The sequence below is a fragment of the Achromobacter sp. Root170 genome, from assembly GCF_001428165.1.
GTDB lineage: Bacteria > Pseudomonadota > Gammaproteobacteria > Burkholderiales > Burkholderiaceae_B > Achromobacter > Achromobacter mucicolens.
On record NZ_LMHN01000001.1, the window covers coordinates 597,241 to 618,884 of the forward strand.

A 21,644-nucleotide genomic window follows, 5' to 3' on the forward strand; every position below is an offset into this window, starting at 1 on the left:
CAAGTTTGCCCTGTTGGCCGTCGCAGGCATGCTCTCCTTGAGCGCGTGCATGTCCGTGTCGACACAGCGGGCGAACCTGGTGCCCGTGGCGCCGGCGGACCCGGTCAACGTGATCCAGCTGTCGCGCTTGGTCACCGCCCAGCTTCCCAATGACAGCATCGCGAATCTGCCGGCGGCGTCGCAATGGCAGCGCGTGGGCGCCTTGCCGCAAGGCGACGTCTACCGGTCGCTTGGCGGCCTGTTCACGGTCCAGACGCGGCGCCAGGGAGAGGCCTATCTCGTGGCGTCCTCCGGAAAGCTCGTTGGCTTTTACCTGCCTGGTGAAATGGCCTATCTGCCGTTGAACCGTCCTGTCACCCTGCCTGTGGAAATGCGTCAATGAAGATCTGGCTGAAATTGGCGGCGACGGCCGCGACGGTGGTTGCGCTGGCCGGGTGCGCTGGTCCGCAATACCAATCCCTTCAGGGGCGCATGCCGCCAATCGCGCAAGGCGATGGGCGCATCTACTTCTACCAGCCGCAGGCGCAGGCGTCGGCGGCCGCGGTGGCGCAGCAAAAGCTGCGCGTGAACGGCGACGTCGTAGGGCGCAACAAGCCGGGCAGCTTCTTTTTCGTGGACCGCCCGGCAGGCAGTTATGTCGTGACCAACCTGTATTGGACGGGCGACGGCGTGAGTTTCAAGCTTGATCCCGGTCAGACGCGCTATGTGCGCATCAAGGCCGAATCGCTGGGCAGCACGGGCACGGTGGGCAAGCTGTCCATGGAAATGGTCGATCCGCCCGAACTCGCTGAAACCGAGCTCCTGAAGATGCGCTATTGGGGCGCGGCTACGCCCGAGCAGGCTCCGGGCTTGCGTTAGACCCAAATCTGAAGAGAAATCCATGCAGAGCAGTTTGAAGATGATGGCCGCCGCCGCGCTGGGCGCCGCCTTGTTGGCCGGTTGCGGCGGTCCCCGCTACAAGGACGTGGCGGGCACCATTCCCGTCATGGTCCCGGATACGGGCCGCATCTATTTCTACCAGCCGCCGGCGCCGATTGGCGTGGTGTCGAATCAACCGTATCTGCGCGTCAATGGCGTGAAAGTCGGCCGGTCCAAGCCGGGCAGCTTCTTCTACGTGAACCGTCCGGCGGGCAAGTACGAGATCGATACGCTTCGCGATGGCGAGACCCTGACGTTCGACCTGGCGCCCGGCCAGACGCGGTACGTGCGCCTGAGCATCGAGGGCGCAACCGGAAATGCCGCCAGCGTGGGACGGCAGGACATGCGCCTGGAGGAATCCGAAAAGATTGCCCAACAGGAGATGTCGCCGCTGAAGTACTGGGGCGCGGGATCGCGAGAGCGCGTCAAGCTGCGTCCCTGAATATTCGCAGTGAACATTCGCCGGCTGAAATCGCCGGCCAATCAAGGGCGCGCCTGAACGCGCCCTTTTTCTTTATCCGCGATCCAGGCCGACTTCCTGCAAGACGGTGGTCGCGATCTCTTCGATCGATTTCGTTGTGCTGGACAGCCACGAAATGCCTTCGCGGCGCATCATGCGTTCGGCTTCCGCCACTTCGTAGCGGCATTGCTCAAGTTGCGCGTAGCGGCTGTTGGGGCGGCGCTCGTTGCGCACTTCGGCCAGGCGCTCGGGCTGGATCGACAGGCCGAACAGCTTGCCCCGGTGAGGCGCAATGGTCGAGGGCAGGGTGCCGCGTTCGAAATCGTCGGGCGTGAGCGGGAAATTCGCGGCTTTGATGGCGTACTGCATGGCTAGGTACAGACTGGTGGGCGTCTTGCCGCAGCGCGAGACCCCGACGAGGATCACGTCGGCCTGATCGAGCTGATTCACGAACTGGCCGTCGTCATGCGCCAGGCTGAAGTTGATGGCGTCGATCCGGTTCCGGTACTTTTCCGAGTTGGCCTGCATGTGCGAGCGGCCGATGGAGTGGCTGGATTTCAGGCCCAACGCCTGTTCGATGTGGCTGACGAACGTGCCGAACAGATCCAGGAAGATGCCGTTCGCCTGGCGAACACGTGCCAGGATTTCAGGGTTGACCAGGGTGCTGAAAACGATGGGCGGCACGCCCGCGTCCTGGGCGCTGCGATCGATCCGCATGGCCACTTCCGCGGCCTTTTCAAGCGTGTCCACGAAGGGCAGGCGGATGGGCTTGAAATTGACCTCCTCGAACTGCGAAAGTACTGACTGGCTGAAGGTTTCCGCGGTGATGCCGGTACTGTCGGAAACGATGTATACCGTGCGTACGATAGGGGTAGATGTCATGTGTAAAAAATTCCAACCAGGCAGATGGCCGGACGTACTCCACCGAGTACAATCAGGCCCCTATAAGTCACCCCAAGGGCGGTCCAAGGCCAGTTTGGTCAGCGTCTGAAAGCGTGTCTGCACAAGCCGGAAAAAGCGTTTCTCCGGCACCCAGAACAGCGCATTTCATCCATTGACCAAACTCGCTTTCATTCCATTGTAAAAGGTGACTTCAATGTCGTATGTTGTTTTGTTCGAGCAGCTCCGCATGACGGACGTGGACTCGGTAGGAGGCAAGAACGCATCTCTTGGCGAAATGATCAGCCAGCTGTCTGGCGCGGGTGTCCGCGTGCCGGGCGGCTTTGCCACGACCGCGGATGCCTTCCGCGATTTCCTGAAGGCTTCGGGCCTGGACAAGCGGATCGCTGAACGCCTGACCACGCTGAATCCCGAAGACGTGCGCGAACTGGCCACCGCCGGCGCGCAGATCCGCCAATGGATCGTCGAGGCGCCGTTCTCGCCGGAATTCGAATCGCAGATCCGCGAAGCCTTCGCCAAGCTCGACGCCGATGGCAAGGGCTCGTTCGCCGTGCGCTCGTCCGCCACGGCCGAAGACCTTCCCGACGCCTCGTTCGCCGGCCAGCAGGAAACCTTCCTGAACGTGGTGGGCATCGACGACGTGCTGGACAAGATCCGCCACGTGTTCGCGTCGCTGTACAACGACCGCGCCATTTCCTATCGCGTGCACAAGGGCTACGCCCATGCCGACGTCGCCTTGTCGGCCGGCATCCAGCGCATGGTGCGTTCCGACAAGGGCAGCGCCGGCGTCATGTTCACCATCGACACCGAATCGGGCTTCCAGGATGTGGTGTTCATCACCTCGTCCTACGGCCTGGGCGAAACTGTCGTGCAGGGCGCCGTCAACCCTGACGAGTTCTACGTCTTCAAGCCCACGCTGGAGCAAGGCCACTATCCCATCGTCGGCCGCCGCATCGGCTCCAAGCTCATCAAGATGGAATTCGATCCCGAGCGCCCCGAAGGCCGTGCCGTGCGTACGGTGGACGTGCCCGTGTCCGAACGCAACCGCTACTCGCTGACCGACGACGAGGTCAACGAACTGGCCCGCTACGCCGTCATCATCGAAAAGCACTACCAGCGTCCGATGGACATCGAGTGGGGCCGCGACGGCGTGGACGGCAAGATCTACATCCTGCAGGCGCGCCCCGAAACGGTGAAGTCGCAGCAGGGCGCCAACGACGTGCAGCAGCGCTACCGCCTGAAGGCGACCGGCCAGGTGCTGATCACCGGCCGTGCCATTGGCCAGAAGATCGGTTCGGGTCCGGTGCGCGTGGTGGGTGACATCTCCGACATGGACAAGGTCCAGCCGGGCGACGTGCTGGTCACCGACATGACGGATCCCAACTGGGAACCCGTGATGAAGCGTGCCTCGGCCATCGTGACGAACCGCGGCGGCCGTACGTGCCACGCCGCGATCATCGCGCGTGAACTGGGCATTCCGGCGGTGGTGGGCTGCGGCAACGCGACCGACGTGCTCAAGGAAGGCCAAGCCGTGACCGTGTCCTGCGCCGAAGGCGACGAAGGCCGCATCTATGACGGCCTGATCGAGACCGAAGTCGAGGAAGTGCGCCGTGGCGACATGCCCGCCATCGATCTGAAGATCATGATGAACGTGGGCAACCCGCAACTGGCGTTCGACTTCGCCCAGATCCCGAACGGCGGCGTCGGCCTGGCTCGCCTGGAATTCATCATCAACAACAACATCGGCATCCACCCGAAGGCAGTCCTGGACTACCCGAACGTGGACGGCGAGCTGAAGAAGGCCGTGGAATCGGCCGCTCGCGGCCATGCCAGCCCGCGCGCCTTCTTCGTCGAGAAGATGGCCGAAGGCGTGGCGACGATTGCCGCCGCCTTCTACCCCAAGCCGGTCATCGTGCGCATGTCGGACTTCAAGTCCAACGAGTACCGCAAGCTGGTGGGCGGCTCGCGCTACGAGCCCGAGGAAGAGAACCCCATGCTGGGCTTCCGCGGCGCGTCGCGCTACATCGCCGAAGACTTCGCCGAGTGCTTCCGCATGGAATGCGAAGCCCTCAAGAAGGTGCGCGATGAAATGGGCCTGACGAACGTCGAGATCATGGTGCCGTTCGTGCGCACGCTGGGTCAGGCCGAGAAGGTCGTGAACCTGCTCGCCAAGCACGGCCTGGCGCGCGGCGAAAACGGCCTGAAGCTGATCATGATGTGCGAAGTGCCGTCCAACGCCATCCTGGCCGACGAGTTCCTGCAGTACTTCGACGGCTTCTCCATCGGCTCGAACGACATGACCCAGCTTACGCTGGGCCTGGACCGCGATTCGGGCATGGAGCTTTTGGCCGCCGACTTCGACGAGCGCGACGAGGCCGTCAAGTTCATGCTGCGCCGTGCGATCAAGGCTTGCCTGGCTGCCAACAAGTACGTCGGCATCTGCGGCCAAGGCCCCAGCGATCACCCGGACTTCGCGCAATGGCTGAAGGACGAAGGCATCCTGTCGATGTCGCTGAATCCGGACACGGTTGTCGATACGTGGCAGCGCCTGGCCAAGAACTGATTGACCGGTTGAAACGAAAAACCCCGCGTCTTTTGGGACGCGGGGTTTTTTTATTCGCTCGTTTCTTTTGACCCCTGCCGCTCAGGCAGCCTTGGCTTCCCGGGCGATGAGTTCGCGCTTGCGGTCGATGCCCCAACGGTAGCCGGCCAGCGAGCCGTCGGTGCGCACCACGCGATGGCAGGGAATGGCCAGCGCGATGTTGTTGGTGGCGCAGGCGCGGGCGACGGCGCGCACGGCGGTGGGCGCACCGATGCGCTCGGCCACTTGCGCGTAGGTGGCGGTTTCGCCAAGCGGGATCTCGCAAAGCGCCTCCCAGACCTTGCGCTGGAACGCCGTGCCGCGCACGTCCAGCGGCAGGTCCAGGCCACGCGCCGGATCTTCGACAAAGCCGACCACGTCCGCAACCCAGCTTTCGAACTGGGGATCGGCGCCGATCAGCCTGGCGGCGCGGAAACGGTCCTGCAGGTTCTTGACCAGCCGGTCAGGGTCCTCGTCCAGCGCGATTTCGCAGATTCCGGTGCTGCTTGCCGCCACCAGCAGCGCGCCCAATGCGCATTGCGCGACCGCGAACCGGATGTCCACGCCTTCGCCGTTCTTGCGGAACGCGGTGGGCGTCATGCCCAGGATGGCGGGGGCGGCCTCGTAGAAGCGTCCGCTGGAATTGAAGCCGGCGTCGTACATGGCGTCGGTGACGCTGGCGCTTTCTTCCAGGCGCTGGCGCGCGCGGCTGGCCCGCAGGGCGTTGGCGTAGGCCTTGGGCGTGATGCCCGTGGCGGCCTTGAAAACGCGGTGGAAATGGAAGCGGCTCATGCCGGCCTGTTCGGCCAGCGTCGACAGATCGGGCGGCTGCTCGGCTTCCAGGGCGCGGCAGGCGCGCTCGACGGCGGCGGCGTGCTGTTTGCTCAGGGGGACGGCGGCGGGGCTCATAAGGGACTCCTGACTGGCGCGTGTTGGCGTAACGGTTGACGCTATCGTCTCAAGACTGGCCGGCACGGGCACTCCGCTTGTTGCGGCGCAGCCTTGGCCTTTGGCGCACCCCCCGTGGCGTCCCGGCAAGGCCGGCGGGACGCCCGCGGAACTCAGGCGCCGGGCGCGTAGGTCTCCAGGAAGCGCCGCAGCAGGCCTGCCGCCACGGGCGTCGCGCGCACGTTGGCCGACAGATCGGGCATGTCGAGGTTTTCGGCGGCGTAGCGGCGGCCATAACGCTCGAGATGAGCCAGGATGAAATCCGGCCCGAACTCGGGGTGAAACTGGGTCGAAAAGACGTTGCGGCCGATGCGGATCATCTGGTGGTCGTCCAGATCCGAGCGCGCCAGCACCGCCGCGCCCGGGGGCAGCTGCAGCACGGTCTGCGCATGCAGCATCTGCGCAGGGAAGGTGGACGGCACGCCGGCCATGAGCTGGTCGCCGGAGGCGGTCGGCAGCAATTCCACGGTCTGGGTGCCCACTTCCCGGCCCGACGGGTTGTAGCCGACCTTGCCGCCCAGCGCGTGCGCCAGCAATTGGTGCCCGTAGCAGACGCCGAACATCGGCAGGCCCGCGTCGACGGCCTCGCGCAGCCAGGCGGCGGTGTCTTCGCTCCAGGGTTCCTTGTCGGACACCATGGCGGGCGAACCGGTGATCAGGGCAGCGCGGTAGCTGGAGGGCGCCTGCGGGCGCTGGCCCTCGTATACCGCGACGATCTCGACGTTGCTGGCGGCCAGGCCGGCCGCCGTCATGATTTGTTCGGCATAGCCGCCGAACTGGCTTTTGAGCGTATCGTCCGGATCGCCGGTGTGCAGGATCAGGACGGGAAGAGCAGAAGGAGTTGCGGCGGTCATAAAAGCATATAGGTGGATGAGGGCGGCGCGTTGGTCCCGCGACCTGACGCGCCAGCGCACATAGTAATCCAGCGAAAATGTTCCCGTCGGCGCACTGCGGCTCCCGCTCCGTCCCGGAAATACGTACAATCCGCTCAGATACTCATCCTTACAGACGATTCTCAATACTATGTGGATTTGGCTGGGATTGGCCGCGCTGGCGCTCATCGGAGAGCTGGCGACAGGAACCTTCTATTTGCTGCTGGTCGCTTTAGGGCTGGCCGCCGGCGGCATTGCGGCCTGGCTGAGCGCCGGCCTGCAATGGGAGCTGGTGGCGTGCGGCGTCGTGCTGCTGCTGGGGCTATTGGTGCTGCGCAAGACCCGGGTGCTGAAAAAACGTGAGGTCAATTCCGCCCGCAACGCCGACGTCAACCTGGACATCGGCCAGACCGTCGTCGTAGAGGCGTGGTCCGACAGCGGGGCGGCGCGCGTCTGGTACCGGGGCGCGCATTGGCAGGCCGAGCTGGCCAAGGGACACGCCGCCCATCCCGGCGAACACATCATTACCGAATTGCGCGGCTCGATCCTCGTGCTGACACCCAAGCGCGGCCGATCGGCATAGCAGAACGCACCCGCGCAGCGCCGCGGGCAATCGCCGGAACCCCGGCCAGCATGGCGGGGCAGGCCGGCGCATCCATCAAAAAGAGGCTTCACACCATGATCGATACTTCAACCGTCGTGCTGCTTGTCATCGTTGCGCTGGCGATCCTTATCGTCGTCAAGGCGATCGCCATCGTGCCGCAGCAGCATGCCTGGGTGGTCGAGCGGCTGGGCAAGTTCGACCGCGTCCTGTCGCCGGGCGCCGGGTTCGTGATTCCGTTCATCGAACGGGTGGCCTACAAGCATTCCTTGAAGGAAATCCCCCTGGATGTGCCCAGCCAGGTCTGCATCACGCGCGACAACACCCAGCTGCAGGTCGACGGCGTGCTGTATTTCCAGGTCACGGATCCGATGCGCGCCTCGTACGGTTCGTCCAACTACATTTCGGCGATCACGCAGCTTGCCCAGACCACCTTGCGTTCGGTCATCGGCAAGATGGAACTGGACCGCACCTTTGAAGAGCGCGACTCCATCAACAGCAACATCGTCTCGTCGCTGGACGAGGCGGCGCTGAACTGGGGCGTGAAGGTGCTGCGCTATGAAATCAAGGATCTGACGCCGCCCAACGAGATCCTGCGTTCGATGCAGGCCCAGATCACGGCGGAACGCGAGAAGCGCGCGCTGATCGCCGCCTCCGAGGGCCGCCGCCAGGAGCAGATCAATATCGCCACCGGCGAACGCGAAGCGGCAATCGCGCGATCCGAAGGCGAGAAGCAGGCGCAGATCAACCAGGCGCAAGGCGAGGCGGCCGCGGTGCTGGCGATTGCCGAAGCCACCGCCAAGGCCATCACGCAGGTTGCCGATGCGGTTCGTCAGCCGGGCGGAATGGAAGCGGTCAACCTGAAGGTTGCCGAGCGCTACGTCGAGGCGTTCGGTAACGTGGCCAAGGAAGGCAACACGCTGATCCTGCCGGCCAATCTGTCCGACGTGGGCGGGATGATCGCCTCCGCCATGACTATCGTGAAGTCCACGCGCAACACCTGATACCGCGCCTCGCGGCGCGCCGCCCATGATCGCTCCCGTTAATTTGCTTCTGATAGCAGCGCTGGCGGGAGTGCTTTCGCTGTGCGTGCTGGGATCCCTGGCGCGCAGCGGCATGGCCGGCATCCGCGAGACCATACGCGCCAACCTGCTCACGCTGTTGGCGTTTTCCACATTTGCGCTGCAGAACACCGAGGCGCCGCTCTGGGCGTCCATCCTGGTGCCGAACGCGGCGATCGCGCTGGCCCTTTGTGCGTATTACGCGGGCGTGCGACGGTTGCTCGGTCTTGCGGTGCCCCGGCATCTCATGACCCTGGGCTGCCTGGCGGCGCTGTCGGTGGTGGCCACCTACACCTACGTGGACTGGCAAGTAAGTCCGCGCATCGTCGCGATGTCGCTGCTGCAAATGGGCTTCATGCTGGCCGTGGCCATCGTCGTCCAGCGCAACATGCCCAAGCATCGCTCGCGCTACGCCTACCGTTTCGTGTGGGCGGTGACGCTGATCTCCGCCGTGGTCTGCGCGCTTCGCGCCGGGGTCTACCTGGCGGGGCTGGACACGGTGGCCGCCTTTCTTGAACCCACGGTATGGGGCGTAGCGTTCCTGACGTTGGGCGTGTTGATCATGCCATGCCTGACGCTGGGAACCATCATGATCATCCACGACCGCATGCTGGCCGACCGCGAACAAGAGGCCAATACCGACTTCCTGACGGGTCTGATGTCTCGCAAGGCGTGGTGGCTGCAGGCCGAACGGTATTGCGCCCAGGCCCTGCGCATGCGCCGTCCGCTGACCTTGCTGCTGTTGGACATCGACCACTTCAAGCGCATCAACGACACGCATGGCCATGCGGCCGGCGATGCGGTGCTGCGCCATTTCGGCTTGCTGGCGACTGCAACACTACGAACCGGCGATCACGTGGGACGGGTGGGGGGCGAGGAATTCTGCGTGCTGTTTGCGGACATGCGCAGCGACGCGGTGCTGGAGGTGGCCGAGCGCCTGCTGGATTCGGTGCGGCGCACGCCTTGCGCGCACGGGGGCAGCACGATTTCGTATACGTTCAGCGCGGGCGTCGAGGACTGGATCCCGGGCGAAAACCTGCAGGTGCTGTTTGAACGGGCCGACCGCAAACTCTATGCGGCCAAATCGGCGGGGCGCAACCGCGTGGTGGGCCCCGGCCACGAGGCCGAACGCCCGGCGCTGCCAGTGGCCGCCTGAATCAATCGTCCTTGCTACGGCGGGGGGCGCGGGTGTCGTGCTTCATGATGCGTTCCTTTTCGCGCGCCCAGTCCTTCTCGCGCGCGGTGTCGCGCTTGTCGAACAGCTTCTTGCCGCGGCCCAGCGCGAAATCCAGCTTGATGCGGCCGTTCTTGTAATGCAGGTTCAGCGGCACGAGCGTATAGCCGCGCTGCTCGACCTTGCCGATGAGCTTGCTGATTTCCTCGGCCTTGAGCAGCAGCTTGCGCGTGCGCATGGCGTCGGGGTGGATGTGCGTGGAGGCCGTGGGCAGGGGGCTGACGTGCATGCCAAGCAGGAACAGTTCGCCATCGCGCACGATGACGTAGCTTTCCTTGAGCTGCACGCGGCCGTCGCGGATCGCCTTGACTTCCCAGCCTTGCAGGACAAGGCCGGCTTCAAAGCGGTCTTCGATGAAATAGTCGTGCGTGGCCTTGCGATTGTCGATAATGCTCATAAAGCCTTCTTGCTGGGGGATTCTGCGAATCCGGCGGATTGCGGGTTGTTGCGGGCGGCGATTGCTCGGTATCCTGGCGGCTGTCTTTTGCCGCTGTTTGTTTACTGCGCTGGCCGCTGCACTACTTTGGCCGCAGTTTTGTTCACTGCGCAGTTATGTTCACTGCTTTGGCCGCAGTTTCGGCCCATTCAAGCCCACAAAGCGCTGTGCCGGTAAAATCTTGCCATTCTAGCCATTTGCGATAGTCGATGCACAAAGTACAACGATCCGTCCTGGTGCCTTACAGCGCCGCCCAGATGTTCGACCTGGTTGCCGACGTGGAGAAGTACCCCGAGTTCATGCCGTGGTGTGGCGGCGCCGAGGTGCAGACCCGCGACGAACACGGCATGCAGGCCTCCATCCTGATTTCCTTCGCGGGGATGAAGCAGCGCTTCACCACCCGCAATACCCACGTCTACCCCGAGCGGATCGACCTGGAGCTGGTGGATGGTCCGTTCTCCAGCCTGGTTGGTCATTGGGTGTTCCAGCCGCTGGCCGAAGACGCGTGCAAGGTCCTGTTCACCATGGAGTACGCGTTCTCGAACCGGCCGCTCGAAATGGTCGTGGGCCCGGTCTTCAACCGCATTGCGACCAGCTTCATCGATTCCTTCACCAAGCGCGCGCAGGCCAAGTATGGCGAGTGAAGGGTCCGCGGGCGGGCAGATCGGCGTCATCGTCTGCTACGCCTTGCCCGGCCACGCCTGGCAGCGCGATGTGCGCTTGCCGGACGGCGCGACCGTCGAGGACGCGTTGGCGGCCAGCGGTTTTGCGCAGGCATTTCCTGTCGTCAAGCCGTGGGAAGCGGGCGTGGGCATCTTCGGCCGCGCCACCGAACCCAAGGCGCGCCTGGCTGACGGAGACCGTGTGGAAATCTATCGCGGCCTGACCTTCGACCCGAAGGAGTCGCGCCGCCGCCGCGCCGAGCATCGCCGGGCCAAGACGGCCCGCAACGGGCGCATCCGGCCGGCAGGGCTGCTGTAACGGCGAACTGACGGCACCCTGGCCCGGCGCCCCGCACGCCACCGTCGACATCCGCCGGTGGCGTTTTGCTTTCGGCCCGTCCCCGCACATTGTCATCAATAAGACAAAGCGCCCGGCCGCTTCGGGCGTAACATTGAGCCGGATTCCCGCTTACGTTTACGTCAACGTCATGTCAAAATCGACGGGCTGGCGTTCACGAGACGGCAGCAACGCCACGAGACAATACCGACTACAACAGGAGACAGGCTGTGGACTTGGAACTGACCGACGAGCAGCGCGCGTTCGCGCAGGCCGCGCGCGACTACGCTGAGGGCGAACTGGCTCCCGACGCCGCGCGCTGGGACGCCGAGGGCATTTTCCCGCGTGAAGCCTTTGCCCGGGCGGGCGAGATGGGTTTCTGCGCGATCTACGCCAGCGAGGACATCGGCGGCCTGGGCCTGCCGCGCCTGGACGCCACGCTGGTATTCGAGGAAATGGCGGCGGTGGATCCGTCCACCACGGCGTTCCTGACCATACACAACATGGCGACCTGGATGGTCGGCAAGTGGGGCCAGCCGGCCTTGCGGCAAGCCTGGGGACCCTTGCTCGCCAGCGGTGAAAAGCTGGCCTCTTATTGCCTGACCGAGCCCGGCGCGGGCTCCGACGCGGCGTCGCTGTCCACGCGCGCGCAGCGCGATGGCGACAGCTACATCGTCAACGGCGCCAAAGCCTTCATCTCCGGCGGGGGCGACACCGACCTGCTGGTCGTGATGGCCCGCACCGGCGGCGAGGGGGCCGCGGGCATCAGCGCCTTTGCGATCCCCGCAGACAGCGAAGGCATCGGCTATGGCCGCAAGGAAGAGAAGATGGGCTGGAACAGCCAGTCCACGCGTCCCATCACCTTTGAGAACGTCCGCGTGCCGGCCGCCAACATGCTGGGCGTGGAGGGCGAGGGCTTCAAGATCGCCATGAAGGGCCTGGATGGCGGCCGGATCAACATCGGCACGTGCTCGGTGGGCGCAGCGCAGGGCGCGCTGGACGCCGCCCGCCGCTACATGGACGAGCGCCGCCAGTTCAACCGCAGGCTGGCGGAATTCCAGGCCCTGCAGTTCAAGCTGGCCGACATGGCCACGCACCTGGTGGCGGCGCGCCAGATGGTTCGGCTGGCCGCCTGCAAGCTGGACGCCGGCGCGCCCGATGCGTCCACCTACTGCGCGATGGCCAAGCGTTTCGCCACCGACATGGGCTTCCAGATATGCCTGGACGCGCAACAGATCCATGGTGGTTATGGTTACCTGAAAGACTATCCCTTGGAGCGTTTGGTGCGCGATACTCGCGTTCATCAGATTCTGGAGGGCACCAACGAGATCATGCGCGTGATCATTGCCCGCCAATTGTTGGAAAAAGGAGCCGACATAAGATGAATGCACCGGTGTTGTTCGAAGAAAGATCCGCCGCCAATGGAATGCGTTTCGGCATTGCGACGCTGAATGCGCCGCAAACGCTGAACGGCCTGTCGCTCGAGATGGTTGACCTGCTGGCCGACCGCCTGGACGCCTGGGCGCGTGATCCCGGTGTTGCGCTGGTGGTGCTGCAGGGCGCGGGCGACAAAGCGTTCTGCGCCGGCGGCGACCTGCATGGCCTGTATCGAAGCATGACCGAGAACGCGGGCAAGCCCAGCTGGCGCAACACCTACGCGCGCACCTTCTTCGAACGCGAGTACCGGCTGGACTATCGCATCCACACGTATCCGAAGCCCGTTCTGTGCTGGGGCCATGGCATCGTCATGGGCGGCGGCATCGGCCTGATGATGGGCGCAAGCCACCGCGTCGTCAGCGAGACCTCGCGCCTGGCCATGCCGGAAGTGTCGATCGGCCTGTTCCCGGACGTGGGCGGCAGCTGGCTGCTGAACCGCATGCCGGGCCGCAGCGGCGTCTTCCTGGCGCTGACGGGCGCGCAACTGAACACGTCCGACGCCTTCTTTGCGGGGTTGGCGGATTTCCGCCTGAATAGCGCGGATTGGCCGGCGTTGCTGGCGTCGCTGGAGCAGCAGCCGTGGGCCGGCCAGGCCGCGGATGCGGCCGAGGACGCGATTCCCCCGCGCTCGATCAACGACGGCCTGCTGCGCCGCGCGCTGACCGCGCTGGAACCGCCCACGCCGCTCGAACCCGGGCCGCTGCGCCAGCACTCGTTCGTCGTCAACAACCTGTGCAACGGCAACCGGCTGGACGACATCTACGAAGAGCTGTTCTTCCTGAAGGACCACGAAGACCCCTGGCTCTCGCGCGCGGCCAAGACCATGCTGGCGGGCTCGCCGGGATCGGTGCGCCTGGCGTTTGCCTTGCAGCAGCGCACGCGCCTGCGGTCGCTGGACGACGTGTTTCGCGTCGAGTACATCGCCGCGCTGGCGTGCACGGCGCATGGCGACTTTGCCGAAGGCATCCGCGCGCTGCTGGTCGACAAGGACAAGAACCCGCGCTGGAACCCCGCGGTCATCGACATGGCGACCGACGCCTGGGTGCAGAAATTCTTTGAAGAACCCTGGCCAGAGGGCGAGCCGCATCCGCTTGCCGACCTGGGCCAGGAAGGGCGCTGATCCGCCGGCCGGCCCGCCAGCCGGCCGATCCGCCACGCAGGTCACGATGAATCCATACCTACAGCAATAGCAACAGGAGACAAGACATCATGAGCAGCATCGCGTTTATCGGTTTGGGCAACATGGGCGCGCCCATGGCATTGAATCTGGTCAAGGCTGGCCACAGCCTGAAGGTGTTCGATCTGGTGCCGGCGGCCATCAAGCTGCTGACCGATGCCGGCGCGACGGCGGCTGCGTCCGCGTCGGAGGCGGTCCAGGGCGCGGAGGTCGTGATCTCGATGCTGCCGGCCAGCAAGCACGTCGAGGGCCTGTATCTTGACCAAGACCTGCTGGGCAAGATTTCCTCGAGCGCGCTGGTCATCGAATGCAGCACCATTGCGCCGGATTCGGCGCGCAAGGTGGCCCAGGCGGCCGAGGCGCGCGGCATCGCCATGATCGATGCGCCGGTGTCGGGCGGTACGGGTGGCGCGGCCGCGGGCACGCTGACCTTCATCGTGGGCGGCGCGGCCGCTTCGCTGGAGCGCGCGCGGCCTGTGCTGGAAAAGATGGGCAAGAACATCTTTCACGCGGGCCCGGCCGGGGCGGGACAGGTCGCGAAGATCTGCAACAACATGCTGCTGGGCATCCTGATGGCCGGCACGTCCGAAGCGCTGGCGCTGGGCGTGGCGAACGGCCTGGATCCGAAGGTGCTGTCGGACATCATCGCCAAGAGCTCGGGCCGCAACTGGGCGACCGAACTCTACAACCCGTGGCCGGGCGTGATGGAGCATGCGCCGGCCTCCAAGGGCTATGCCGGCGGGTTCGGCGTGGACCTGATGCTCAAGGACCTGGGACTGGCCGCCGAGGCCGCCCTGTCGGCGCGCGCGTCCATTCCGTTGGGCGAACTGGCGCGCAACCTGTATTCGCTGCACAGCGCGGGCGGTTCGGGCAAGCTGGACTTTTCCAGCATCGTCAATCTGGTCAAGCGCGAGCAGGACTGACGTGGCGCACGTCAACGCCTCGGAAGACCCGGCCGCGCGGGTCCAGGCCAGCTTCGATCAGCAGAGCATCATGGCGCTGCTGGGCGCGCGGCTGCATAGCGTCGAGCCGGGCAGGGTGGACATCGTCCTGCCGTACCGGCAGGACCTCTGCCAGCAGAACGGCTTTCTGCACGCCGGCATTTCCACCACCATTGCGGACAGCGCGGGCGGCTATGCAGCCTACACGCTCTTCGGACCGGGCGAGGATGTACTGACGTCCGAATTCAAGATGAACTTCCTGGCGCCCGCCAAAGGTGACCGGTTCGTCGCGACCGGCCGCGTGGTCAAGCCGGGCAAGCGTCTTTCGGTCTGCCAGGTGGAGATGTTTGCGCACGACGGAGAACAAGCCACGCTGTGCGTGATAGGCTTGCTCACCGCGGTGCGCGTGACGCCGCGATGAACGCTGCCGGGGCATGCCGGGGCCATCGCCTCGCATGCCCGGCGCCCGTCACGCGTTGCATGGGTTTTCCGGCAATGCCAGCAAAAGAACACCACAGAATTTTCCGCAGCAACTGGCTGCGCGCCGCAGTGCTGGGCGCCAACGACGGTATCGTCTCCACGGCCAGCCTCATCACCGGCGTCGCGGCTGCCCAAGCCTCGCACGGCGCCATTCTCACTTCCGGACTGGCCGGCCTGGTGGCCGGCGCGCTGTCGATGGCAGCGGGCGAGTACGTGTCCGTGCGCACCCAAGCCGACACCGAAGCCGCCGACCTGCGGCTTGAACAGCGCTCGCTCAAGCGCAACTCCGGCGAGGAACTGGCGGAACTGGTCGACATCTACGTCGATCGCGGGCTGACCCGCGACTTGGCCGAGCAGGTGGCGCGCCAGCTCACCAGCCATGATGCGCTGGATGCGCACGCCCGCGACGAGCTGGGCATTTCGCTGCACAACCGCGCGCGCCCGGTCCAGGCGGCGTTGGCGTCGGCGGCGTCGTTTGCCGGCGGGGCCGCCGTGCCGCTCGCCGTGGCGGCGGTGTCGCCCGGACCGCCCCTGATCGGGTGGGTGATCGGCGCATCGGTCTGTTGCCTGGCGGCGCTGGGCACCATGGCAGCAAAGGCGGGGGGCGCGCCCAAGCTGCCCGCCGCGCTGCGCGTCACGGTGCTTGGCGCGGCGGCCATGGCGGTGACGGCGGGCGTGGGTGCGCTGTTCGGCGTGGCGGTCTGAAGACGAACGCCAGATTCGTGCGCGCCGGAATTGGCGCGCACGGGCGCGGCAGGGTCAGGGATTGATGGCGTAGGGCAGCGGGGCGGGCGCGATGCGCGGACCGTCGGCGCTGGCCAGACGCAGATCGCCCTCGGGCAATGCGGCCAGGGTGGTTTCGAAAAGCACCGACACCACGCCGGCATCGCTGGCGGCTTGCACCACGCGGCCAATGGCCTCGCCCGGTTGCGTGGCATCGAACACGTCCACCCCCGTCAGCGTCGGGCCCTGCAGGCTGGCGTCGGCAACAGTGCCGAAGGCCATGCGCCGCTTGACGGTGCCCCGGTAGTGGCTGCGCGCCACCACTTCCTGCCCGGGATAACAGCCCTTGGTGAAGCTGACCCCCTGGATCAGGTCCAGGTTGACTGTCTGCGGAATGAAGACGTCCTGCGTGGCCGCGGCAATCCAGGGGATGCCAGCCGCCAGGTCAGCCGCCTGCCATTGCTGCGCCGAGGCCAGTCCCAGGGTCTGAGTCAGCGCGGCGGACTGTGCCAGCTGCTCGTCAGAGGCAATCCACCACCAGCGCAGGCGGTCGTCGGCCGACGGCGCGACGATCCAGGTGCCGGACGGCAGGTCGGCGCGCTGCCACGTGGCGCGCGGCAAGGCGCCCGTCACGGCTTCCAGCGCGGCAGCCTGTTCCGGGGTGGCCTGCACGCCGGCCACGTGCAGGGGCGCGGCGGCCAGCTTGGCCTTGGCCCGCAGGACGAACATGGACAGGCGCTTGATCAGTGCTTGGGACAGGTCCTGGCGAACCATGCCGTAGAACTGGGGGGCGTCGTCGGTATCGCCGGCGCCGCGCCACATGACCATCGTGGCCAGCAGGCGGCCCTTGGCGGTGCAATAGCCGGCCAATCGCGCGGCGTCTTGGGGCAGGCCCGTGACGTCCTGCGTGAGCTGGCCGTGCAGGAAGGACAGGGCGTCGGCGCCCGAAGCGGTGAAGACCGCCAGATCTTCCAGCGGAGCGCATTGCGCGCAACCTTCGGCGCGGACAGGAATCGAAGCGTAATAGGCGTGCATGGCGGCGGGAGTTATCGCGTCATCAAAGTGCTGATGATAGCCGTGTTCCCTGGCCGGCCCGGGCATGTCCCCGATGCGCAAAGGGGCGCGCCGCGCGATCCGGCCCCGGTTGTGTCACGGCTGCGGCCCGCGATCCATTAAACTTCCGACACTTATGAAGATGCGACTCCGAAATTTCGTCCTGTGGTTCCTGTTGCTCATCGTCCTGGCCGTGGGCGGCGCGGTGGGCGCCGCCTATACCTGGATGCACCGCCCGATGACGCTGTCGTCCGACAAGATCGACTTTGTGGTGGATCCGGGCAGCAGCCCGCGCACCGTCGCGCGCGCGCTCAAGGCCGCCGGCGTGCCGATGTGGGAGCCGGGTTTCGTGTGGATGGCGCGCCTGTCCGAGCGCGACAAGCTGATGAAGGCGGGCGGCTACCAGGCGCTCAATGGCGACACGCCCTGGCTGCTGCTCGAACGCCTGGCCCGCGGCGACATGACGCAGCGCCAGATCACCTTTCTTGAAGGCTGGACCTATCGCCAGATCCGCCAGGCACTGCGCGAGAACCCCGACGTCAAGCAGACGCTGGGCGATGTCAGCGACGAAGAACTGATGGAGCGGCTGGGATCGACCATCAAACACCCGGAAGGCCTGTTCTTTCCGGATACCTACGTCTTCACGCCCGGCAGCACGGATTTCGACCTGCTGCGCCGCGCCTACCAGGAAGGGCAGCGCATCCTGAACGACACCTGGGACAAGCGCCAATCGGACGTGGCGGTGTCCACGCCCTATGAAGCACTGGTGCTCGCCTCCATCATCGAAAAGGAAACCGGCCACGGCCCGGAGCGCCGGCGCGTGTCGGGCGTGTTCACCAACCGGCTGAAGATCGGGATGCTGCTGCAGACCGATCCGACCGTGATCTACGGCATGGGCGAGGCCTACCAGGGCCGCATCCGCAAGCGCGACCTGCAGACCGACACGCCCTGGAACACCTACACGCGGCCGGGCCTGCCGCCCACGCCGATTGCCGCACCCGGCCGGGCGGCCTTGATGGCCGCCGTGCAGCCCGAGCAGCACAAGTTTCTTTATTTCGTGTCCCGGGGCAACGGCACCAGCGAGTTCTCGGCCAACCTGTCCGAACACAACCGCAACGTGGCCCGCTACATTCTTGGTCAGCGGTCCAACCCCACGCCCACCCCCACGCCCGCGCCCACCCCCGCGCCGGCGGCCCCGGCAGCGCCCGAACCCGAATCAGCACAAGGACAAGATCAATGACCTCACGCGGACGTTTCATTACGCTGGAGGGCGTGGACGGCGCGGGCAAGAGCACGCACACCGTCTGGATCGCGGATTTCCTGCGCGCGCAGGGTCTTGAGGTCGTGTCCACCCGCGAGCCCGGCGGCACGCCGCTGGGCGAGAAGCTGCGCGCGTTGGTCCTGAACGATCCGATGGGGCTGGATACGGAAACCCTGCTGATGTTCGCGGCGCGTTGCGAACATTCGCGCCAGGTGATCGAGCCTGCGCTGGCGCGCGGCGCATGGGTCGTCTGCGACCGCTATACCGACGCCAGCTACGCCTACCAGGGCGGCGGCCGGGGCCTGGGCGCCGAGCGCGTGGCGGTTCTGGAAGCCTGGATGCATGCCGGCCGGCCGGACCGCACCTGGCTCTTTGACGTGCCGCTGGAAGTCGCCCGGGCGCGCCTGGCAGACGCGCGCGAACCCGATCGCTTCGAGCGCGAGGGCGCGGCGTTCTTCGAGCGCACCCGCGAGGCCTACCATGCCCGCGCAAAGGCCGATCCGGACCGTATCCGCGTCGTCGATTCGACGCGCGCCATCCCTGAGATCCGCGCCGACCTGGAAGCCGGCCTGCGCGAGCTGTTGGCCGTTCCCGCATGAGCGCGCCCCAGTTTCACCCCTGGCAGATGGACACGGCCCGCGCCTGGCTGGGCAATCGCGACCGCTTTGCGCATGCCTGGCTGGTGCATGGGCTGGCTGGCATCGGCAAGCTTGATTTCGCCATCGCAGCGGCGGCCAGCCTGTTGTGCGAAACGCCTGAAAACGGGCTGGCCTGCGGCCACTGCGCCGCCTGCGCGTGGTTCGCCAGCGGCAACCATCCCGACCTGCGCCGCATCCGCCCCGAGGCAGTGGCCGTGGAAGAGGGCGCGGACGCCGCCGAACAGGCCGAAGACGCCGAGCCGGCGACAGGCGCCGCCAAGCGCGCGCCGTCCAAGGAAATCCGCATCGACCAGATCCGTTCGCTGGAGTCCTGGTTCAACACCGCCACGCACCGCGGCGGCTGGCGCGTGGCGTTGCTGTACCCGGCCCATGCGCTCAATGTCGTGTCGTCCAACGCCTTGCTCAAGGTGCTGGAGGAACCGCCTCCCCATACGGTATTCCTGCTGGTCGCGGACGCGCCGGACCGGTTGCTGCCCACGCTGGTGTCGCGCTGCCGCCGCTTGCCGCTGCCCGCGCCCGATGCGGACACGGCGTTGCAGTGGCTGCGGGACCAGAACGTCGAGCCCGCGCGCGAATGGCTGGCCGCGGCGGGGGGCGCGCCGCTGGCGGCGCTGCGCCTGGCGCAATCCGGCGAATCCGCCTGTCCGGCGTGGCTTGGCCAGCTGGTCAACCCGCTGGCCAAGGGGCAGACGCCCGACGTGGGCACGCTGGCCGAAGCGCTGGAGAAAGTGGCCGCGCCGGAATGGATCGATGCCCTGCAACGGCTGTACACGGATCTGATGCTTGCCAGCGCCGGCGCGCCGGTGCGCTATTTTCCGTCGCTGGCGGCCGGTGTGGCGCAGGTGGCCGCCCGCATGCATCCTGCCCGCGTGGCCGAGGCCGCCCGCTGGCTGACGCGCCAGCGCGCGCTGGCCACCCACCCCTTGAACGCCAAGCTGTTCGCCCACGCCACCTTGCAGCGCGTGGTGCTATCCTGCCAGGCGTAAGTCCTTGATCCGGCGGCGCTTTGCTTCGCTTCGCGACGCGCCGCGGTTCGCAACACCAGACTCACCATGTACGTCGATTCCCACTGTCATCTGAATTTCCCCGAGCTTGCCAACGATCTGCCGGCCATTCTTGACCGCATGACGGCCAATCAGGTCACGCACGCGCTCGTCGTCAGCGTCAACATGCCGGAATGGCCCGGGCTGATGTCGCTGGTCGAGCCGCAGCCCCGCCTGTGGGCCTCGGTAGGGGTGCATCCCGACTACGAGGACACGCCGGACCCGACGCCCGAGGAATTGGTGCGGCTGGCCGAGCATCCCAAGGTCGTGGCCATCGGCGAAACCGGGCTGGACTACTACCGGCTGTCCGAACCGCTGGACTGGCAGCGCGAACGTTTCCGCCGCCATATCCGCGCCGCGCGCGACGCCGGCCTGCCGCTCATCGTGCATACGCGTTCATCCGCCGAGGACACCGTGCGCATGCTGCGCGAGGAAAAGGCGGCCGAGGCGGGCGGCGTGATGCACTGCTTCACCGAGACGTGGGAAGTGGCGCAGGCCGCGCTGGACCAGAACTTCTACATTTCGCTGTCGGGCATCGTGACGTTCAAGAATGCGCAGATCGTGCATGAAGTGGCCGCCAAGGTCCCGCTGGACCGGCTGCTGATCGAAACCGATTCGCCCTACCTGGCCCCGGTGCCGTTTCGCGGCAAGCTCAACGATCCGTCCAAGGTGATCCATGTGGCCGAAAAGATCGCGGACCTGCGCGGCATCACGGCAGCCGAGGTCGCCCGCGCTTCCACCGACAATTTCTTCAAGCTTTTCAGCAAGGTGAAGAAATAGGTCGACCCGATTTTCTTGAATCTGCATCCTAGGACTGCCATGGCCATCCGCATTGCCTCCGCCCACAAAGCCCTTCTGACGTGCAGCCGCGCCGGCCTGCTTGCGCTGGCCATCGGTCTGGCCGCGCCGACCGTGCAGGCGGCCAATCCGGGCGACTGGTGGGTCTACGTCGCCAACGATTACCCCGACGACATCCGCGACCTGCTGGCGCAGGGGTCGGATCCCAACGTGCGCTACAAGAACGGCCAGCCGGCCATCATGCGCGCGGTCGTGGACAACGCCTGGAAGGTGTTTGACGTGCTCGCCGCGGACAAGCGCACCGACGTCAACGCCGAGAACCCGGCGGGCGAAACGCCGCTGATGTACTTGGCCATCGCCGGCCAGACCGAGCGCGCCAAGAAGCTGATCGCGCGTGGCGCGCAGGTCAACCGCCTGGGATGGACGCCGCTGCATTACGCCGCCTCCAAGGGGCAGATGGAAATGGCGCGACTGCTGCTCGCGAACAAGGCGATGGTCAACGCGCCGGCGCCCAATGGCGAGACGCCACTCATGATGGCGGCGCTGTCTGGCCGCAAACCCATGGTCGAATTGCTGATCCGGGCCGGGGCCGACGTCACCACGCAGGACACGAAGGGGCAGGATGCTGCCGCGTGGGCGGCCACGGGCAAGTCGGAGTCGCTGGCCGCCGAGCTGACGGCCATGGCTCAGAAGGAAGCGGACGCCAAGCGCAAACGCCGCGCGTCGGCGCAAGGGGCGCCGCAGGAGGCGGGCGCCGCTGTCACGGGCACGGGGCAACCCGCCGAGGCGCCTGCGCCGGTCCCGGCACCCGCGCCGGCCGCCGCCGCGCCGGCATCTGGCGGCGGTGTGAAGGGTGTCTCCGGCGTCGGACTGTCGGATTACGAGAAGCCGCCCGCGCCCTGATCCTCGGTCTTGTCCGTGATCTGCCCCGCGGTCTGACCCAACCGCCACAGACGCCGCCAATGCACCAAACCCGCCTCCCGGCGGGTTTTTTTGCGCCCGGCATTCGGGGTTTTCCCTTGTGATTCTCATTGGGTGGGAAAAAATAGAAGCTAAACCGCC

General features: G+C 66.1%; 24 protein-coding genes. 19 read left to right on the forward strand and 5 right to left on the reverse strand.

Translation table 11 applies throughout. The annotated features are described in order from the left end of the window. The first annotated feature begins 49 nt into the window (after positions 1-49). From ASD87_RS02685 to ASD87_RS02695, 3 genes are read left to right on the forward strand one after another with little or no spacing between them, the layout of a single operon-like run. Positions 50-382: a hypothetical protein gene (locus ASD87_RS02685; RefSeq protein ID WP_226849033.1), complete on the forward strand. Its 333-nt coding sequence runs from the start codon at positions 50-52 to the stop codon at positions 380-382. After that, positions 379-858, forward strand: a complete 480-nt coding sequence (locus ASD87_RS02690; protein ID WP_056316797.1) for a DUF2846 domain-containing protein — start codon at positions 379-381, stop codon at positions 856-858. Before ASD87_RS02685 ends, ASD87_RS02690 begins: the two co-directional genes overlap by 4 nt. A gap of 22 nt (positions 859-880) precedes the next feature. Beyond that, positions 881-1,360 carry a DUF2846 domain-containing protein gene (locus ASD87_RS02695; RefSeq protein WP_056316799.1) on the forward strand — a complete coding sequence of 160 codons (480 nt, stop codon included), beginning with the start codon at positions 881-883 and terminating at the stop codon, positions 1,358-1,360. Positions 1,361-1,432: 72 nt separating this feature from the next. On the opposite strand, the gene ASD87_RS02700 is transcribed toward ASD87_RS02695, so the two are convergent. Next, positions 1,433-2,260: a pyruvate, water dikinase regulatory protein gene (locus ASD87_RS02700; RefSeq protein ID WP_056316802.1), complete on the reverse strand. Its 828-nt coding sequence runs from the start codon at positions 2,258-2,260 to the stop codon at positions 1,433-1,435. A gap of 214 nt (positions 2,261-2,474) precedes the next feature. Here ASD87_RS02700 and ppsA point away from each other — a divergent pair, with 214 nt between their 5' ends. Continuing rightward, positions 2,475-4,841: a phosphoenolpyruvate synthase gene (gene ppsA, locus ASD87_RS02705; protein ID WP_056316805.1), complete on the forward strand. Its 2,367-nt coding sequence runs from the start codon at positions 2,475-2,477 to the stop codon at positions 4,839-4,841. Positions 4,842-4,922: 81 nt separating this feature from the next. Here the strand turns inward: ppsA and ASD87_RS02710 are convergent, their stop codons facing one another. Together ASD87_RS02710 and ASD87_RS02715 are read right to left on the reverse strand one after the other, a co-directional pair. Next, the gene (locus ASD87_RS02710) at positions 4,923-5,768 is read right to left on the reverse strand and encodes a bifunctional transcriptional activator/DNA repair enzyme AdaA (protein WP_056316807.1); all 846 of its coding nucleotides are present in this window, start codon (positions 5,766-5,768) and stop codon (positions 4,923-4,925) included. Between the two features lie 152 nt (positions 5,769-5,920). Next, complete coding sequence (locus ASD87_RS02715; RefSeq protein WP_056316812.1) at positions 5,921-6,661, reverse strand: glutamine amidotransferase; 741 nt, start codon at positions 6,659-6,661, stop codon at positions 5,921-5,923. Positions 6,662-6,830: 169 nt separating this feature from the next. Between ASD87_RS02715 and ASD87_RS02720 the strand changes: the two genes are divergently transcribed. From ASD87_RS02720 to ASD87_RS02730, 3 genes are all read left to right on the forward strand, one after another. After that, positions 6,831-7,262 (forward strand): NfeD family protein, encoded by a 432-nt coding sequence (locus ASD87_RS02720; protein WP_056316815.1) that lies wholly within the window; start codon positions 6,831-6,833, stop codon positions 7,260-7,262. Positions 7,263-7,357: 95 nt separating this feature from the next. Beyond that, entirely contained in the window at positions 7,358-8,284 is a 927-nt protein-coding gene (locus ASD87_RS02725; protein ID WP_056318680.1) for an SPFH domain-containing protein, read from the forward strand. Positions 8,285-8,309: 25 nt separating this feature from the next. Beyond that, positions 8,310-9,497: a GGDEF domain-containing protein gene (locus ASD87_RS02730; RefSeq protein WP_056316817.1), complete on the forward strand. Its 1,188-nt coding sequence runs from the start codon at positions 8,310-8,312 to the stop codon at positions 9,495-9,497. Between the two features lies 1 nt (position 9,498). Here ASD87_RS02730 and smpB read toward each other — a convergent pair whose 3' ends face one another. Then, the gene (gene smpB / locus ASD87_RS02735) at positions 9,499-9,972 is read right to left on the reverse strand and encodes an SsrA-binding protein SmpB (RefSeq protein WP_056316820.1); all 474 of its coding nucleotides are present in this window, start codon (positions 9,970-9,972) and stop codon (positions 9,499-9,501) included. A 248-nt stretch (positions 9,973-10,220) separates the two neighbouring features. On the opposite strand from smpB, the gene ASD87_RS02740 reads away from it, so the two are divergent. From ASD87_RS02740 to ASD87_RS02770, 7 genes are all read left to right on the forward strand, one after another. Then, the gene (locus ASD87_RS02740; protein ID WP_056316825.1) at positions 10,221-10,655 is read left to right on the forward strand and encodes a type II toxin-antitoxin system RatA family toxin; all 435 of its coding nucleotides are present in this window, start codon (positions 10,221-10,223) and stop codon (positions 10,653-10,655) included. Continuing rightward, a complete protein-coding gene (locus ASD87_RS02745) occupies positions 10,645-10,992 on the forward strand; it encodes an RnfH family protein (RefSeq protein ID WP_056316828.1) in 348 nt (115 codons plus the stop codon). The genes ASD87_RS02740 and ASD87_RS02745 overlap by 11 nt, the downstream gene beginning before the upstream one ends. A gap of 248 nt (positions 10,993-11,240) precedes the next feature. Next, complete coding sequence (locus ASD87_RS02750; protein ID WP_056316831.1) at positions 11,241-12,395, forward strand: acyl-CoA dehydrogenase family protein; 1,155 nt, start codon at positions 11,241-11,243, stop codon at positions 12,393-12,395. After that, positions 12,392-13,567, forward strand: a complete 1,176-nt coding sequence (locus tag ASD87_RS02755; RefSeq protein WP_056316833.1) for an enoyl-CoA hydratase/isomerase family protein — start codon at positions 12,392-12,394, stop codon at positions 13,565-13,567. The genes ASD87_RS02750 and ASD87_RS02755 overlap by 4 nt, the downstream gene beginning before the upstream one ends. Before the next feature lie 89 nt (positions 13,568-13,656). Continuing rightward, entirely contained in the window at positions 13,657-14,547 is an 891-nt protein-coding gene (gene mmsB, locus ASD87_RS02760) for a 3-hydroxyisobutyrate dehydrogenase (RefSeq protein ID WP_056316836.1), read from the forward strand. Positions 14,548-14,617: 70 nt separating this feature from the next. After that, on the forward strand, positions 14,618-14,986 hold the full coding sequence (locus ASD87_RS02765) for a PaaI family thioesterase (protein ID WP_081101074.1): 369 nt from the start codon (positions 14,618-14,620) through the stop codon (positions 14,984-14,986). A gap of 74 nt (positions 14,987-15,060) precedes the next feature. Beyond that, complete coding sequence (locus ASD87_RS02770; protein WP_056316842.1) at positions 15,061-15,750, forward strand: VIT family protein; 690 nt, start codon at positions 15,061-15,063, stop codon at positions 15,748-15,750. 54 nt (positions 15,751-15,804) lie between these two features. Here the strand turns inward: ASD87_RS02770 and ASD87_RS02775 are convergent, their stop codons facing one another. Beyond that, positions 15,805-16,803: a folate-binding protein YgfZ gene (locus tag ASD87_RS02775; protein ID WP_056316845.1), complete on the reverse strand. Its 999-nt coding sequence runs from the start codon at positions 16,801-16,803 to the stop codon at positions 15,805-15,807. A 160-nt stretch (positions 16,804-16,963) separates the two neighbouring features. On the opposite strand from ASD87_RS02775, the gene mltG reads away from it, so the two are divergent. The 5 genes from mltG (at position 16,964) to ASD87_RS02800 (ending at position 21,485) form a co-directional block, all read left to right on the forward strand. Beyond that, positions 16,964-18,061, forward strand: a complete 1,098-nt coding sequence (gene mltG, locus ASD87_RS02780; RefSeq protein ID WP_369818493.1) for an endolytic transglycosylase MltG — start codon at positions 16,964-16,966, stop codon at positions 18,059-18,061. Continuing rightward, positions 18,058-18,681 (forward strand): dTMP kinase, encoded by a 624-nt coding sequence (gene tmk / locus ASD87_RS02785; RefSeq protein WP_056316851.1) that lies wholly within the window; start codon positions 18,058-18,060, stop codon positions 18,679-18,681. Before mltG ends, tmk begins: the two co-directional genes overlap by 4 nt. After that, complete coding sequence (gene holB, locus ASD87_RS02790; protein WP_056316853.1) at positions 18,678-19,727, forward strand: DNA polymerase III subunit delta'; 1,050 nt, start codon at positions 18,678-18,680, stop codon at positions 19,725-19,727. Before tmk ends, holB begins: the two co-directional genes overlap by 4 nt. A gap of 66 nt (positions 19,728-19,793) precedes the next feature. Continuing rightward, positions 19,794-20,564, forward strand: a complete 771-nt coding sequence (locus tag ASD87_RS02795; protein ID WP_056316856.1) for a TatD family hydrolase — start codon at positions 19,794-19,796, stop codon at positions 20,562-20,564. 39 nt (positions 20,565-20,603) lie between these two features. Next, on the forward strand, positions 20,604-21,485 hold the full coding sequence (locus tag ASD87_RS02800) for an ankyrin repeat domain-containing protein (RefSeq protein WP_056316860.1): 882 nt from the start codon (positions 20,604-20,606) through the stop codon (positions 21,483-21,485). Positions 21,486-21,644: the final 159 nt, after the last annotated feature.

Excerpts from the sequence above, each read along its gene's own strand:
- ASD87_RS02685 (WP_226849033.1), top strand. The coding sequence starts at position 50 with ATGTCCGTGTCGACACAGCGGGCGAACCTGGTGCCCGTGGCGCCGGCG.
- ASD87_RS02690 (WP_056316797.1), top strand. The coding sequence starts at position 379 with ATGAAGATCTGGCTGAAATTGGCGGCGACGGCCGCGACGGTGGTTGCG.
- ASD87_RS02695 (WP_056316799.1), top strand. The coding sequence starts at position 881 with ATGCAGAGCAGTTTGAAGATGATGGCCGCCGCCGCGCTGGGCGCCGCC.
- ASD87_RS02700 (WP_056316802.1), bottom strand. The coding sequence starts at position 2,260 with ATGACATCTACCCCTATCGTACGCACGGTATACATCGTTTCCGACAGT.
- ppsA (WP_056316805.1), top strand. The coding sequence starts at position 2,475 with ATGTCGTATGTTGTTTTGTTCGAGCAGCTCCGCATGACGGACGTGGAC.
- ASD87_RS02710 (WP_056316807.1), bottom strand. The coding sequence starts at position 5,768 with ATGAGCCCCGCCGCCGTCCCCCTGAGCAAACAGCACGCCGCCGCCGTC.
- ASD87_RS02715 (WP_056316812.1), bottom strand. The coding sequence starts at position 6,661 with ATGACCGCCGCAACTCCTTCTGCTCTTCCCGTCCTGATCCTGCACACC.
- ASD87_RS02720 (WP_056316815.1), top strand. The coding sequence starts at position 6,831 with ATGTGGATTTGGCTGGGATTGGCCGCGCTGGCGCTCATCGGAGAGCTG.
- ASD87_RS02725 (WP_056318680.1), top strand. The coding sequence starts at position 7,358 with ATGATCGATACTTCAACCGTCGTGCTGCTTGTCATCGTTGCGCTGGCG.
- ASD87_RS02730 (WP_056316817.1), top strand. The coding sequence starts at position 8,310 with ATGATCGCTCCCGTTAATTTGCTTCTGATAGCAGCGCTGGCGGGAGTG.
- smpB (WP_056316820.1), bottom strand. The coding sequence starts at position 9,972 with ATGAGCATTATCGACAATCGCAAGGCCACGCACGACTATTTCATCGAA.
- ASD87_RS02740 (WP_056316825.1), top strand. The coding sequence starts at position 10,221 with ATGCACAAAGTACAACGATCCGTCCTGGTGCCTTACAGCGCCGCCCAG.
- ASD87_RS02745 (WP_056316828.1), top strand. The coding sequence starts at position 10,645 with ATGGCGAGTGAAGGGTCCGCGGGCGGGCAGATCGGCGTCATCGTCTGC.
- ASD87_RS02755 (WP_056316833.1), top strand. The coding sequence starts at position 12,392 with ATGAATGCACCGGTGTTGTTCGAAGAAAGATCCGCCGCCAATGGAATG.
- mmsB (WP_056316836.1), top strand. The coding sequence starts at position 13,657 with ATGAGCAGCATCGCGTTTATCGGTTTGGGCAACATGGGCGCGCCCATG.
- ASD87_RS02765 (WP_081101074.1), top strand. The coding sequence starts at position 14,618 with ATGGCGCTGCTGGGCGCGCGGCTGCATAGCGTCGAGCCGGGCAGGGTG.
- ASD87_RS02770 (WP_056316842.1), top strand. The coding sequence starts at position 15,061 with ATGCCAGCAAAAGAACACCACAGAATTTTCCGCAGCAACTGGCTGCGC.
- ASD87_RS02775 (WP_056316845.1), bottom strand. The coding sequence starts at position 16,803 with ATGCACGCCTATTACGCTTCGATTCCTGTCCGCGCCGAAGGTTGCGCG.
- mltG (WP_369818493.1), top strand. The coding sequence starts at position 16,964 with ATGCGACTCCGAAATTTCGTCCTGTGGTTCCTGTTGCTCATCGTCCTG.
- tmk (WP_056316851.1), top strand. The coding sequence starts at position 18,058 with ATGACCTCACGCGGACGTTTCATTACGCTGGAGGGCGTGGACGGCGCG.
- holB (WP_056316853.1), top strand. The coding sequence starts at position 18,678 with ATGAGCGCGCCCCAGTTTCACCCCTGGCAGATGGACACGGCCCGCGCC.
- ASD87_RS02795 (WP_056316856.1), top strand. The coding sequence starts at position 19,794 with ATGTACGTCGATTCCCACTGTCATCTGAATTTCCCCGAGCTTGCCAAC.
- ASD87_RS02800 (WP_056316860.1), top strand. The coding sequence starts at position 20,604 with ATGGCCATCCGCATTGCCTCCGCCCACAAAGCCCTTCTGACGTGCAGC.